At 40.1% G+C, this 13,665-nt stretch carries 14 protein-coding genes; 7 read left to right on the top strand and 7 right to left on the bottom strand.

Going from position 1 to position 13,665, the window contains the following annotated elements; genetic code table 11:
• Positions 1 to 160: 160 nt before the first annotated feature.
• From moeA to PSF27_RS00295, 3 genes are all read left to right on the top strand, one after another.
• Positions 161 to 1,402 carry a molybdopterin molybdotransferase MoeA gene (gene moeA / locus PSF27_RS00305; RefSeq protein ID WP_272680624.1) on the top strand — a complete coding sequence of 414 codons (1,242 nt, stop codon included), beginning with the start codon at positions 161 to 163 and terminating at the stop codon, positions 1,400 to 1,402.
• A gap of 5 nt (positions 1,403 to 1,407) precedes the next feature.
• Positions 1,408 to 2,160 (top strand): molybdopterin-synthase adenylyltransferase MoeB, encoded by a 753-nt coding sequence (moeB, locus tag PSF27_RS00300; protein ID WP_272538814.1) that lies wholly within the window; start codon positions 1,408 to 1,410, stop codon positions 2,158 to 2,160.
• Between the two features lie 183 nt (positions 2,161 to 2,343).
• Positions 2,344 to 2,679, top strand: a complete 336-nt coding sequence (locus PSF27_RS00295; protein WP_206085368.1) for a zinc ribbon domain-containing protein YjdM — start codon at positions 2,344 to 2,346, stop codon at positions 2,677 to 2,679.
• Positions 2,680 to 2,759: 80 nt separating this feature from the next.
• Here PSF27_RS00295 and PSF27_RS00290 read toward each other — a convergent pair whose 3' ends face one another.
• From PSF27_RS00290 to PSF27_RS00275, 4 genes are all read right to left on the bottom strand, one after another.
• Positions 2,760 to 4,358, bottom strand: coding sequence for an ABC-F family ATPase (locus tag PSF27_RS00290; RefSeq protein ID WP_206085367.1), 1,599 nt, complete (start codon positions 4,356 to 4,358; stop codon positions 2,760 to 2,762).
• Between the two features lie 205 nt (positions 4,359 to 4,563).
• On the bottom strand, positions 4,564 to 5,403 hold the full coding sequence (tauD, locus tag PSF27_RS00285; protein WP_206085366.1) for a taurine dioxygenase: 840 nt from the start codon (positions 5,401 to 5,403) through the stop codon (positions 4,564 to 4,566).
• Between the two features lie 186 nt (positions 5,404 to 5,589).
• Entirely contained in the window at positions 5,590 to 6,048 is a 459-nt protein-coding gene (locus tag PSF27_RS00280; protein WP_272680663.1) for a GNAT family N-acetyltransferase, read from the bottom strand.
• Between the two features lie 25 nt (positions 6,049 to 6,073).
• Positions 6,074 to 6,649 (bottom strand): TIGR00730 family Rossman fold protein, encoded by a 576-nt coding sequence (locus PSF27_RS00275; protein ID WP_206085364.1) that lies wholly within the window; start codon positions 6,647 to 6,649, stop codon positions 6,074 to 6,076.
• Between the two features lie 339 nt (positions 6,650 to 6,988).
• Between PSF27_RS00275 and rhtA the strand changes: the two genes are divergently transcribed.
• Positions 6,989 to 7,876 carry a threonine/homoserine exporter RhtA gene (rhtA, locus tag PSF27_RS00270; RefSeq protein ID WP_206085363.1) on the top strand — a complete coding sequence of 296 codons (888 nt, stop codon included), beginning with the start codon at positions 6,989 to 6,991 and terminating at the stop codon, positions 7,874 to 7,876.
• Between the two features lie 334 nt (positions 7,877 to 8,210).
• Positions 8,211 to 8,714, top strand: a complete 504-nt coding sequence (gene dps / locus PSF27_RS00265) for a DNA starvation/stationary phase protection protein Dps (protein ID WP_206085362.1) — start codon at positions 8,211 to 8,213, stop codon at positions 8,712 to 8,714.
• A gap of 90 nt (positions 8,715 to 8,804) precedes the next feature.
• Here the strand turns inward: dps and dinG are convergent, their stop codons facing one another.
• Positions 8,805 to 10,922: an ATP-dependent DNA helicase DinG gene (gene dinG / locus PSF27_RS00260; RefSeq protein WP_272538816.1), complete on the bottom strand. Its 2,118-nt coding sequence runs from the start codon at positions 10,920 to 10,922 to the stop codon at positions 8,805 to 8,807.
• A gap of 240 nt (positions 10,923 to 11,162) precedes the next feature.
• On the opposite strand from dinG, the gene PSF27_RS00255 reads away from it, so the two are divergent.
• A complete protein-coding gene (locus PSF27_RS00255; RefSeq protein WP_206085360.1) occupies positions 11,163 to 11,324 on the top strand; it encodes a hypothetical protein in 162 nt (53 codons plus the stop codon).
• A 37-nt stretch (positions 11,325 to 11,361) separates the two neighbouring features.
• A complete protein-coding gene (gene sseA, locus PSF27_RS00250; protein ID WP_272680623.1) occupies positions 11,362 to 12,201 on the top strand; it encodes a 3-mercaptopyruvate sulfurtransferase in 840 nt (279 codons plus the stop codon).
• Between the two features lie 75 nt (positions 12,202 to 12,276).
• Here sseA and PSF27_RS00245 read toward each other — a convergent pair whose 3' ends face one another.
• Both PSF27_RS00245 and dusC read right to left on the bottom strand, forming a co-directional pair.
• Positions 12,277 to 12,525: a GlsB/YeaQ/YmgE family stress response membrane protein gene (locus tag PSF27_RS00245; protein ID WP_004256598.1), complete on the bottom strand. Its 249-nt coding sequence runs from the start codon at positions 12,523 to 12,525 to the stop codon at positions 12,277 to 12,279.
• A 149-nt stretch (positions 12,526 to 12,674) separates the two neighbouring features.
• Positions 12,675 to 13,616, bottom strand: coding sequence for a tRNA dihydrouridine(16) synthase DusC (dusC, locus tag PSF27_RS00240; protein ID WP_206085358.1), 942 nt, complete (start codon positions 13,614 to 13,616; stop codon positions 12,675 to 12,677).
• Between the last annotated feature and the right edge of the window lie 49 nt (positions 13,617 to 13,665).

Below are 13,665 nucleotides of genomic sequence, written 5' to 3'. Positions count from 1 at the left end.
ATTTAGTGCATTTATTTGTTCTTTATAACCGTAATATCTGCTCAAAAGCTATCTGTAATCAATTTCTATTCATTCACCCAACTCATGATTTCTGCCATAATGTGCATTACGAACACATTTTAAGCCTCAAGGCATTTCACAATAATGAGGGCCATTATTTATGGATCAGTGTCATACTAACGATTTGATTTCTTTAGATCTTGCATTGGAAAAATTACTTTCTGAAACCCAAACTGTGGTAGATACAGAAATCATTCCACTGACTTCATCAGCGCAACGGATTATTGCCACTGATCTTATTTCCCCTATCAATGTCCCTCCCTTTGATAATTCAGCAATGGATGGATATGGTTTGCGTTTTGCAGATTGGGATGGAAAAACGCCAATGCCTGTTGCGGGTAAATCATTTGCAGGCAACCCGATGGAAGGTGAACTAAAAGCTGGCTGTTGCGTGCGTATTATGACTGGTGCGCCTATTCCACAAGGTGTAGATACGGTTGTTATGCAAGAATCAACTGAACAAACAGATGGTGGCATCCTATTTACTCAACCAATTAAAAAAGGCAGTAACGTCCGTAAAGCCGGCGAAGATATAGCCCAAGGCAGTTCAGTGTTCCCTGCAGGAACCCTACTTACAACCGCCCAATTACCGTTGATTGCCTCACTTGGTATTGCGGATGTGACAGTTTATCGTCGCTTAAAAGTGGCTGTGTTCTCAACGGGGGATGAGCTACAAGCTGTGGGTCAACCACTTCATGATGGGCAAATCTATGATACCAACCGCTTTACTGTTCGCTTGATGTTAGAAAAGCTCAATTGTGAAGTCTTAGATTTAGGCGTTATCCCTGACTCCCCTGAAAAACTAAAACAAACCTTTATTGAAGCAGATCAACAAGCGGATTTAGTGATCAGCAGTGGCGGCGTTTCTGTTGGTGAAGCCGATTATACTAAACAAATCCTTGATGAATTGGGCACGATTGGTTTTTGGAAATTAGCCATCAAACCAGGAAAACCTTTTGCCTTTGGTAAACTGAGTCATTCTTGGTTCTGTGGCTTACCAGGAAACCCCGTTTCTGCTGCACTCACGTTCTATCAACTTGTTCAGCCATTGATTGCACGCTTAGCAGGAAATAGCCAATGGCAAGCCCCACTACGTTTCAAAGTACCCGTCACCACACCTTTGAAAAAAACGCCTGGTCGTCTGGATTTCCAACGCGGTATTTTAAGTACCAATGAGCAAGGGCAACTTCAAGTTGCCACAACAGGCCATCAAGGCTCACACGTATTTAGTTCCTTTAGCTTAGCCAACTGCTTTATCGTGCTAGAAAGAGAACGTGGTCGAGTAGAAGCAGGTGAAACCGTTGATGTTGAAATGTTTAACTACTTATTGAAAAGCGAATAATTACCGTGCAAGAACTTAGCGATAACGAAATGCTGCGTTATAACCGTCAGATAATTCTTCGCGGTTTTGATTTTGACGGGCAAGAAAAGCTCAAAGCGGGCAAAGTACTGGTCATTGGCTTAGGTGGGCTAGGTTGCGCGGCAACGCAATACCTTGCTGCGGCGGGTGTTGGTTATTTAACATTAGTTGATTTTGATACCGTATCGCTTTCTAACTTACAGCGACAAATTTTGCACCGTGATACCACAATTGGCGAACCCAAAGTCGATTCTGCAAAGTGGCAACTTTGTGCAATTAATCCACATATTCATATTGATACGGTTAATGCCAAACTTGAGGATGCGCAGCTTAGTGAATTAATCACTCGCCATGATGTGATTTTAGATTGCACCGATAACGTCGCTATTCGTGAGCAACTTAACCGTTTATGTTTAGCGCAGAAAACACCGTTAGTCTCTGGCGCAGCCATTCGTATGGAAGGCCAACTGTCTGTTTTTACTTATGAAGATAATACCCCCTGTTACCGCTGTTTAAGCCGTTTGTTTGGGGAAAATAGCTTAACCTGTGTCGAGGCAGGAGTGATGTCTCCGCTAGTTGGGACTATAGGCACATTAGAGGCAATGGAAACCATTAAACTCCTCGCCAACTATGGCAAAGTGAATTCAGGCAAAGTCTTATTGTTTGATGCGATGGCGATGGATTTTCGCCAATTTAAACTGAGCAAAGACCCGCACTGTGAAGTCTGCAACTCAAACTAGCTAGTTATTTAATTAGGCGAAAATATTTTCGCCTAATTAATCTCTTTCCAAGTACAAAATTAAGATTATTCCGAAAAAACAAATTAATGGCCCTTTGAGCTTATACTATTCCTCTTTTGTGGTACCTGTACGTATAAATATCACCACGTTTTATTATTTTATAATGCTACTGAGAGTATGAATATGCAATTCCCTCCTTGCCCGAAATGTCAGTCTGAATACACCTATACTGATAATGATATGTATGTTTGCCCTGAATGTGCGCACGAATGGAATGACGCAGAACCCGTGGCAGAGATTGATGAACTGATTGTTAAAGATGCCAACGGCAATCTGTTAGCGGATGGCGACACAGTCACCGTAATCAAAGACCTGAAAGTTAAAGGCAGTTCTAACATGCTCAAAATCGGTACCCGTGTGAAGGGCATTCGCTTAGTCGAAGGTGACCACAATATCGATTGTAAAATTGATGGTTTTGGCCAAATGAAGCTGAAATCTGAGTTTGTGAAAAAGAACTAAGTTAAAGCTAATTCTGTTTTAAATACAAAAGCCCCAGTAACATACACGTTACTGGGGCTTTATGTTAGAGAAAAGCTTATTTAAAGAACAACGCCTTGGCTTGTCAGGTACTCATCATAAGTACCTTTGAAATCAATCACTTTATCTTCTTTGATTTCTAAAATACGACTTGCTAATGAGCTGACAAACTCGCGGTCATGGGAAACAAACACCAACGTTCCTTGGTACATCTCCAGTGCTAAGTTCAATGACTCGATAGATTCCATATCTAAATGGTTGGTTGGTTCATCCATAATCAAAATGTTTGGTTGTTGCATCATCAACTTACCAAATAGCATACGGCCTTGCTCACCACCCGATAACACTTTCACTTTTTTCTTAATATCATCTTGTGAAAATAATAAACGGCCTAAGATACTACGCACCGCTTGCTCATCATCACCTTCGTTTTTCCACTGGCTCATCCAGTCAAAAACATTTAGATCAGTTTCGAAATCTTCGGCGTGGTCTTGTGCATAATAACCAATACGACTATTTTCTGACCATTTAACCATCCCACTTGTTGCTGGGTGCTCACCCATTAAGGTTTTTAAGAAAGTGGTTTTACCAATACCATTGGCTCCGATAACCGCCATTTTCTCACCCACTTCAAGCAGTAAATTAACGTTTTTGAAGAGTGGGCCTTGATCGTAACCATTCGCTACTGCCTCTAATTCAAGGGCATTACGAAACAGTTTTTTCTCTTGTTCAAAACGAATAAATGGGTTTTGACGACTAGACGCTTTAACCTCATCCAATTGAATTTTATCAATTTGACGTGCACGTGATGTCGCTTGCTTTGATTTAGATGCGTTAGCGCTAAAGCGGCTAACGAAAGATTGCAGTTCAGCAATTTGCGCTTTTTTCTTCGCATTATCAGACAGTAAGCGCTCACGCGCTTGTGTCGCTGCAATCATATATTCATCATAGTTACCCGTGAATAAACGCAACTCACCATAGTCTAAATCTGCCATGTGCGTACAAACTGTGTTGAGGAAGTGCCTATCATGGGAAATAATGATCATAGTACAGTTACGATCATTCAGGATTTGCTCTAACCAACGGATAGTATCAATATCCAAGTTGTTCGTAGGCTCATCGAGTAACAAAATATCTGGGTTAGAAAACAAGGCTTGTGCCAGCAATACACGTAGTTTCCAGCCTGGTGCAACTTCACTCATTGGGCCATAATGTTGCTCAACAGGAATGCCTACACCTAATAATAATTCACCCGCACGAGCTTCCGCACTGTAGCCATCCATTTCACCATATGCGACTTCCAAGTCAGCAACACGGTAGCCATCTTCTTCGCTCATTTCAGGTAGTGCGTAAATACGATCACGCTCTTGTTTCACATTCCACAGTTCAGTATGGCCCATAATGACCGTATCCAGAACCGTATATTCTTCGAATGCAAACTGGTCTTGGCGAAGCTTACCAATACGTTCATTCGGATCTGTTGTACTGACGTTACCCGCTGTTGGGGTTAAATCGCCACCTAAGATCTTCATAAACGTCGATTTACCCGCACCATTTGCGCCGATCAAACCGTAACGGTTGCCTGTACCAAATTTAACTGAAATGTTTTCAAACAGTGGCTTGCTGCCAAACTGCATAGTGATATTGTTGGTTGTTAACACTGCTATGCCTTAAATTAAACGGTGTAGAGTTACCTGTCTTAAAGAATGCGCATCATAGAAAAAGCCAACAACACTGCTTTAAACAGTAAAGAAAACAGCGATTTCTATGATATGTAATACGACGGATATAAATAGCGGCGCATTATGCCATAATCGAGCGCTTAGATCTTGTTCTGTTTTTGATAATTGTCATTCTGCAATCATTCTAATAAGGTACGCCGCCAATGATTGTTGCCCTGTGCATAATACGCCTTTCGGGTAAATAATCTGCTGTCGCATAGTGCTGAGTGATTTGATTATCCCAAATCACCATATCATCTTTTTGCCATTGCCAACGCACCTGAAACTCTGGTTTATTAATATGTTGGAACAAAAAACCTAATGTTATTTCGCTCTCTTTTGGCGTTAACCCAATGATACGGGTAGTAAAGCCTTCATTAACAAACAACGCTTTTCGCCCTGAAATTGGGTGAGTTCTAACGACAGGGTGTGATACGGGTGGGCTATTTTCTTTGGCTTTCAACCATCTCGAATGAATTTCTTCTGAATGGCTAAAACGATACTCTGGGAATGACTTTGTAAAATCATGTACTGCCTGAAGACCCGCTAGCATATGTTTCCACCGAGCAGATAATGCACTATAAGCCACCACACCACTGGCCCATAATGTGTCACCTCCTAATTCTGGAATATGCTTTGCCGCTAATACCGCCCCCATTGGCGGTGTTTCAATAAATGTAACATCAGTGTGCCAATTGTCGTTATCGGGTGGGTTCTGTTCATCCGTATCAAGTACCATTATTTCTTTGCATTCAGGCGTATGAGGGTAAATGGGATGTGTGTGTAATAAACCAAACCGCTCAGCTAATTGTTTTTGCTGTTCAGGTTGTATAGGTTGGTTTCTAAAAAAAAGGACATGATATGCCTGCAACGCATAGTTCAGCGCTGTAAACTGTTTATCATCAATATGTTGAGATAAATCGATACCACTGATGAGAGCGCCTAATGCGGGTGAAACTCGCTTTATTTTAAAAGGATATTCCATATAATTCCTAATCACTTCAGTTTTAATGTAAAAATAAAAGTAATCTAAATTAGGCTTTTTAAAAATATCAAAAAAAATAAAGTTAATATAAAACAATATATTAGAAATATAATTATCTTAGTAATAGATTGCTAATTTATATGTAAAATAGGATATATCGGCCGTCTTCGGCCGACATGAGGTAAATTATAACTTAATGCCCATGGTGCGAGTAATTTCAGATAGACCTTCACGCTCATAAAAACGAATCGCATTATGGTTTTGTGCTAACACCGATAGCTCCAAGTGGCTAAACTGCTTGTTTTTCGCCCAATGTTTCATACCATCAAGTAATTGATGCCCTGTTTTCTCACCACGAGAATCTGGGGAAACAATCAAATCAAAAACGTAGGCAAAATCCCGTGGAACCATACAATTATAGGGAGCCGCAGATTGGTGCTCGGCAATACAAAACCCTTTAACTTCGCCTTCAAATTCCGCGACTAATAGATGAAACTTATCATCAACAATAGCATTTTCAATAAATTCTTGTGATTGTTCTGCAGGCTTCATACGCTCAGAGTCAAGTAAGGCCATTTCCGTAAACAAGGTTTGATAGAGGGATAAAACAGCATTTAAATCATCACGTGTAGCTTCTCTTATCATCATTTTCCCATTATTTTTACGCAGTTTAATCGTATGTTTTTACTGGTGGTGCAATATAAGATTCAAAACTATCAATTAACGCTGCTGGTGAATCGTTGACAATCGCCATATGACGATACTTTTCGTGTAAAAAACCTTCATCCGCCATTTTATTTGTCATATCAATTAATGGCTGCCAATAATTATTGATATTAAACAACGCACAAGGCTTGGTATGCAGGCCAATTTGACTCCATGTAAACACTTCCGCATATTCTTCTAACGTGCCATATCCGCCTGGTAAAGCAACAAAAGCATCCGCCAGCTCAATCATTTTATTTTTTCGCTGATGCATTGTTTCAACTTTATACAGTTCAGTCAGGTTCTTATGTGAAATTTCACGCTCTTCGAGCAATGACGGTATAACACCTATTGCCTTTCCACCTAACGATAAAACAGTATCTGCGATTGTCCCCATGATACCGACACTGGCACCACCATATACTAATGCAATATCACGCTTGACCATCTCTTTAGCAAACTCAATAGCTTTTTGCTGGTAGATTTCATGTTTACCCATGCTAGAACCACAATATACTGCAATACTTTTAATTGTTCCCATTACGTCCTCGTTTTTCATTTTATTATGACTTTTTGGTAAAAAAAGGATTATACGGGAGCGTTAAAGAAGCTCAACCCAGATTATTTGCCATAATAAAACCCTATTAATCTCTTTTTATACCATTGCTATTTCACTAAACCAATATCGATTTCCCTATATCACATTTTATCCCCCATCAGCGAGTGCTATAAGGTAATAAACAAATATAAAGCAGTCTTATTTTATGCGATAATCCTGTGAAATTATTTTTCATTGTAATATTTTAATTTTTATTTAACACGAATCACTGTTATCGCGTGTTTACTGACTTAGTGACGTTTTTCTGAGGTTTTATTATTTATGTCTGCCGATACCAAAAAGAGCGCATTTCCACTATTACCAATAGGGTTATTATTGCTAGCAATGACCTCAATTCAAAGTGGCGCTTCTTTAGCTAAAACACTATTTCCTCTTATCGGCGCTCCAGGTGTAACAGGCTTACGCTTATTGCTGGCCACCATCATCTTGTTTGTTATTTTTAAACCTTGGCGCTTGAAGTTTAGAAGAAGCTCATTGGTTCCATTGTTAACGTATGGGCTATCTCTCGGAACAATGAATTACCTATTTTATCTATCACTTGAGCGCATCCCTCTTGGGATTGCTGTCGCACTGGAATTTACAGGCCCATTAGCGGTTGCAATGTTTTCTTCTCGCAGACCTATCGATTTTTTGTGGATTGGGCTGGTTATTGCAGGGTTACTCTTTTTGCTACCTATCGGTGATAACATTAATTCCATCGACCCACTCGGCGCTATTTATGCGCTAGGGGCTGGCGTATGTTGGGGAATTTACATTATATTTGGCCAACGTGCAGGTGCTGGTTACGGCGCAGCAACCGTGGCAGTTGGTTCCTTTATATCTGCTCTGATTTTCTTCCCTATCGGACTTATGCAGACAGGCTTTGAGGTGATGTTTGACCCAGCAATTTTACCCCTCGCTTTAGCCGTTGCCATCTTATCGACAGCATTTCCTTATACCCTTGAAATGATTGCCTTAACACGCCTACCAGCAAAAACGTTTGGCACATTAATGAGCCTAGAGCCATGCATGGGCGCATTCCTCGGTATTGTTTTCTTGCAAGAGCACCTGACATTAACCCAATGGCTGGCTCTGCTGTGTATTGTTTGTGCCTCTATCGGGTCAACATCCACAGCCTCACCGAAATCAAAAATTGAAGAAGTCTCATAAAAAACAAATAATATCTTGTTTTTTGAAGCATTAATTAGGTTAATAAACTTATTCATTCGGTTTATTAACCTGTTATCTTGCCATTAACATTTCATTTTCTTGTCATATTTATTTATTAAAATTGTTTTAAATTAATATAACCTTGACCTATCGCACTTATTGCAAAAAATAATAAATCCCTAGCAGCCACAATAAAATCAAGTGGAATAAACCATATCGAATCGGCCTATTAAATTAATCGTTTATTACACTATGACAAATTAAACCGATTACTTTATATTTATTAACAGATGAGGTTATCAACCAGTTTCAATATTTAAAAAGAGGATGAACCATGAGCACAGCTAAATTATTTAAAACATCTTCAACTGAACTTTTATATACACGTAACGACTTGGAAGATAGCGTAAAATTAGAAACCATTGGCATTTTAAATGTTATGGTTGTTCACTTTACGGATCTCTCTTTAATGACAAAACAAGCTCACTGGAATATGCGTGGTCGCAATTTCATTGCTGTCCATGAAATGTTAGATGGTTTTAGAACCACTTTAGTTGAACATTTAGACGAGTTTGCAGAGCGTGCTGTCCAATTAGGAGGGGTCGCGATTGGGACAACACAAGAAGTTAACCGCTTTACTTCATTAGAAGCTTACCCAATTAATATCCACAGCGTACAAGACCATTTAAAAGCGCTCGCAGACCGTTATGCTGTTGTCGCAAATGATATTCGTAAAGCTATTGATGAAGTCGAGGATGAAGATACTGCAGATATGTTTACCGCTGCATCTCGTGATATGGATAAATTCCTTTGGTTTTTAGAAGCAAATATTGAGTAATGTCATACCATAGAGTCAATTATAATTGACCTGAAGGCCACTTAATTGTGGCCTTTTACTGTTTATAACCTAATACATATTTAATGCTTTCTACTTTTTATTTATTACCTTAGGCATTTCAGGTTGTTCTATTGGGAAAACAGGTAAAGCATTTAATAAACGTTTACCATAATTTTTTGTCAGTAAGCGTTTATCATAGATAATAATTTCACCGTAACATTCATGACTACGGATTAAACGCCCTGCTTGCTGAATTAAATTAAATGAAGCACTTGGCAAGCTTTGCACCTCAAACGGATAGCGTTTTAACGATTTTAACCAATCCCCTTCAGTCACGATAACTGGATTGGTCACAGGCGGAAATGCAATTTTATGAATATGCACCTGTGTTAAATACTCACCTTTTAAATCAAGCCCTTCTGCGAAGGACTGTAAACCAACCAACGCACTTGCTTGCCCCTTGCTAATTCTTTCACAGTGAGTTTCAACCAAACGATAACGTGGCTGATCTCCTTGAACTAACAATTGCAAGCGCAAGTCTTTTACATGTTCAAGAAACCCTTCCATTGCCCTTTGGCTACTAAATAACACCAAAACACCACGGTGCTTACCTTGGGTGAATTGCTCACGAAAAAATGCTGCCATTTCAGAAAGATGTTGCGATTCAGTGGTTATTGTGGGCTCATATTCCATTTGAGGAATAATAATTTTCCCTTGCTCAACATGATTAAAAGGCGAAGACAACGTCACAAAATGGTCATCATTTTTTTCCGATAACCCCGTTAATTCCATAAACCTTGAATAACTATTTAAGGAGCGAAGTGTTGCTGATGTAATGACAATATGAGGCACATTACGCCACAATAGATGTTGTAGTTGTTCACTCACTCGAATGCCCGCGCAATGCATAAAAATACGCGACTGATTCTTTTCATAGCGGCGACTTAACCATTTCGAAACTGGCGCGCCTGAACTTTGTTCAAGCGCGGCTAATCGCCAAAGTTTTGCCATATTCTCAAAATAGCCCATCGCTCTACTCGTTGTTAATATAGAACGGTGTAAACGTACAATGTCTTGTTTTGCAGTTTGCTCCGTCAAGTCATTCAATATTGATTCAGCTAAACCTTTTAATGCATCTGTTTGTTTAAAAAGGTCTTGGCAACACTGTTGCATTGCCTCAGGCAATACACCTAGCGGGAAAAGATACTCACTTTCTTTTGAGGTTTCAGGCAATACTGCATTTGCTAATAAAGAAAAATCACGAAATGCCTCACGCAGCTTTTCAGCATGCTGTTGTAACTTGTCTGGGTTGGCCAATTTAGGGGGCTTCACTGGCCGAAACTGCGCTAAATATTGCCCCACATGACTCATAAAATTATCCACTTGCGCATTCAATTGCACTAATGTGATTTCACCTTCAACCTCTAAAGCATCACGTGCTACATCGGGTACATGGTGCCCCTCATCCAAAACTAATAGTAATTTTTTAGGATCAGGTAACACCGATTCGCTTTCCATCGCCGCCATCACTAGAGCATGATTAGCCACGACGACATCAGCATCTTCAATTTCACGCCTTGCAATAAAAAATGGGCATCGTTGATAGAACTGGCAATTACGACCTAAGCAATTCATTTTGTCCGTGCTAACTTTACGCCACAAGCTGTCTGGAAAAGCCCGTTTGTGGTGATCCCGTAAACCGTCCCATATAAAGGAATTGAAGTCATTACGTAATTGCTGACAAATTGCCCGCTCTTCGCTATTGGCTATCTCCGTTTTATCTTCCACCAGTAACATTAAATCAATTTGTTCACCTTCTGCGGCACAAATAGCCTCTAAATTTCTCGGGCAAACATAACGTGCACGCCCAAATGCACCCGTAAATTTTAAATCTGGGATAATTTTGCTCAGTAACGGCAAATCTTTACTAAAAATTTGATCCTGCAATGCCACATTCGCTGTACTAACAACGAGCGTTTTCCCTTCTTCCCTACCCACTGCAATACCTGGAATTAAATAAGAAAGCGTTTTTCCTACCCCAGTGGGCGCTTCGATAACTAAATGACGTCCACCGTCATCCGCTAAGTTTTTAGCGACTTCCGCTATCATTTGGCGCTGCGGCGCTCGGGAAACAAACCCATCAATTTGTGATGACAACCCTTTATACCACTGGGTTATTTGCTCTTTAATTTTGTTTGATAGGGACATAAATTACGTTGATGACCAAATGTGAGATGTAAGGTAACGAAAACCACAACGGCAGGGAAACACGAAAAATAACTTTTGCCAACCGCTTCGCAAAACTACTGTATTAAAACCCATTATACATAAAAATTGGGAAGCCTTTTGCAAAACACCAACTCAGAGGCAGAAAAAATCGCTTTTAACTTGTTTGCAACACTCATCCAGTTATACTTTGGGTTCTTATTTCTACGCAGGCTATAAAAAATGAAAAAGGTTGTTATCGCACTTTGCGCATTATGCGCTTTTGGTTCCGTAGGCGGCATCGTCCTTGCAGGGATGAATATCTACACTCGCTCCACAACCCCGATAGAACAGGGGCAACCACAATCACCATCATTACTACCTGCACCAAACCAAGTTCAATAGTATAAAGTGGTTTATCAACCCAGGACGGAGATAACTTATGTACAACGATTATTTTGTAACCCCTCAATGGCTTAATACACACCTATCTGATGGCAATATCATTGTACTTGATGCTTCATCTCCACCACCAACTGCCCCTTATGATTGCCGACAGCACTATTTAGAAGAGCATATTCCAAACGCGCAATTTTTCCACCAAGATGAAATCGCCGATAAAACTTGCGACCTACCGCATATGCTGCCAAGTTCAGAAGTCTTTAGCCAAGCAGTTGGTTCAATGGGAATTGATAATGACACTCAAGTTATTATTTATTCACAGAATAATTTATTTTCATCACCACGCGCTTGGTGGACATTTACAACAATGGGATGCAAAAACGTAAAAATCCTTGCTGGAGGCATCGAAGCTTGGAAAGCTGAAGGCTTTGCAACACAATCGGGTGAAGTGACACCTCCTACACGCAAGCAATTTAAAGCATCCCGTAAAGATACAAACGCGTTAAACCAACAGCAAGTTCTTGATGTTGTTAACGAAGGTCAAATACAAATTATTGATGCTCGAGCAGCCCCCCGCTTCTTAGCACAGGCACCAGAACCTCGCCCAGGTTTACGCATGGGGCACATTCCAGGAAGTAAAAATGTTCCATGGGACTTGTTAGTTGCGAATGGCGAATTTAAATCCCCTGAAGACCTAAAAGCTATCTTTACAGAGCAAGGCGTAGACATTCAAGCTCCATCAATAACTACTTGTGGCTCAGGAATGACAGCCGCTGTCGTTCTTATGGCGTTAACACTATTAGGTAACGATAATATACGTCTATATGACGGCTCATGGGCAGAATGGGGCCAAGATAATGGCTTACCAATAGAACCTTGATTTTTTAGCTTATATAATAAATAAGCCACTCATATTTAAGTGGCTTATTTAAGAAAGTTTTTTGGTCTATAAGGACTATTTTGCAAATATCCCTGCTAAAAATAGCACAACAATGGCACCAATCACCGCAACGACAAAGCTACCAAAGTTAAAACCATCAACCTTACCTTTGCCAAAAAACGTGCTGATATAACCACCAACGACTGCCCCAACAATCCCTAGCACCGTCGTCATAATGAACCCCATATGATAAGTGCCAGGCATCAACCACTTAGCTAAAACACCAGCTATCAAACCAAAAATAATCCACGCAATCACGCCCATCTAAAGCCTCCCAAGACTAGGTTTTATTTAACAGTAGCTAAAAAAGCATGCAATCATAGGTATTAGATATACCTACCATATAGTTTAAGTAAAGACCTTATAAGCGAAATTCGCAAATAAAAATAGTAACTAAACAGGATTGTTTACAATTAATGGTTAACAACTCGCATAATTACCGCTGCAATTTGTTCTGCATTTTTCAACGCCCTAACCTGTGAAAATAATTCATCGGCTTCTTGGTATTCTTTGCGTAAATAACCCAACCATTGTTTAATCCGAGCAGCATGGTAATGACCTGTATCACCTAACTTTTCGAGTTCCGTGTATTTCAGTAGTAGAGATTCAACCTGCTCCCAAGGCATCTTAATTTCATTATATTTAATGACACGGCTAAGGTTTGGGGTATTAAGTGCACCTCGGCCAATCATAACAGCATCGCAGCCTGTTACTTCAAGACAACGCTGAGCACTGTCATAATCCCAGATTTCACCATTCGCTATTACTGGAATTGATAATCGATGGCGAATTTCACCAATAGCTTGCCAGTTAATACGCTCGGCTTTATAACCATCTTCTTTTGTACGTCCATGAATCGTTAGTTCTGTTGCCCCAGCTTGTTGAACAGCATCCGCAATTTCATGAGCGAATGAAATACTATCCCAACCTAAACGCACTTTAACTGACACTGGGAGTTCTTTTGGTACAGCTTCACGCATCGCTTTTGCTGCCTGGTAAATTAAATCTGGCTGCTTTAATAACGTTGCACCACCACCGTGACCATTAACTGTTTTTGAAGGACAACCACAATTTAAATCAACCCCCCATGACCCTAATTCAATGGCTCGATAAGCATTTTCAGCTAACCATTGTGGGTGCTGGCCAAGTATTTGAACGCGCACAAGGGTTCCCGATAATGTTCGACTTTGATATTTGAGTTCAGGGCATAAACGATAAAATGTTTTTGCTGGTAATAACGTATCAACAACTCGCACAAATTCACTGATGCAAAGGTCATAATCATTGACCGCAGTTAATAAAGAGCGAACAAGGGGGTCTAAAACTCCTTCCATCGGAGCTAATAAAACACGCATAAATGGCTCACAAAAACAACAAAGGTAAAAATCAATTTTTACAGGCCAT

The sequence above is a fragment of the Providencia sp. PROV129 genome (assembly GCF_028482245.1).
Classification (GTDB): Bacteria; Pseudomonadota; Gammaproteobacteria; order Enterobacterales; family Enterobacteriaceae; genus Providencia; species Providencia vermicola.
This window is presented reverse-complemented; position numbering and strand designations above follow the sequence as displayed.

Bases quoted from the DNA above. Each gene is read 5' to 3' on its own strand.
- moeA (WP_272680624.1), top strand. From the start codon at position 161: ATGGATCAGTGTCATACTAACGATTTGATTTCTTTAGATCTTGCATTG.
- sseA (WP_272680623.1), top strand. From the start codon at position 11,362: ATGTACAACGATTATTTTGTAACCCCTCAATGGCTTAATACACACCTA.
- PSF27_RS00280 (WP_272680663.1), bottom strand. From the start codon at position 6,048: ATGATAAGAGAAGCTACACGTGATGATTTAAATGCTGTTTTATCCCTC.
- PSF27_RS00245 (WP_004256598.1), bottom strand. From the start codon at position 12,525: ATGGGCGTGATTGCGTGGATTATTTTTGGTTTGATAGCTGGTGTTTTA.
- dps (WP_206085362.1), top strand. From the start codon at position 8,211: ATGAGCACAGCTAAATTATTTAAAACATCTTCAACTGAACTTTTATAT.
- dusC (WP_206085358.1), bottom strand. From the start codon at position 13,616: ATGCGTGTTTTATTAGCTCCGATGGAAGGAGTTTTAGACCCCCTTGTT.
- tauD (WP_206085366.1), bottom strand. From the start codon at position 5,403: ATGGAATATCCTTTTAAAATAAAGCGAGTTTCACCCGCATTAGGCGCT.
- dinG (WP_272538816.1), bottom strand. From the start codon at position 10,922: ATGTCCCTATCAAACAAAATTAAAGAGCAAATAACCCAGTGGTATAAA.
- PSF27_RS00275 (WP_206085364.1), bottom strand. From the start codon at position 6,649: ATGGGAACAATTAAAAGTATTGCAGTATATTGTGGTTCTAGCATGGGT.
- rhtA (WP_206085363.1), top strand. From the start codon at position 6,989: ATGTCTGCCGATACCAAAAAGAGCGCATTTCCACTATTACCAATAGGG.
- PSF27_RS00255 (WP_206085360.1), top strand. From the start codon at position 11,163: ATGAAAAAGGTTGTTATCGCACTTTGCGCATTATGCGCTTTTGGTTCC.
- PSF27_RS00295 (WP_206085368.1), top strand. From the start codon at position 2,344: ATGCAATTCCCTCCTTGCCCGAAATGTCAGTCTGAATACACCTATACT.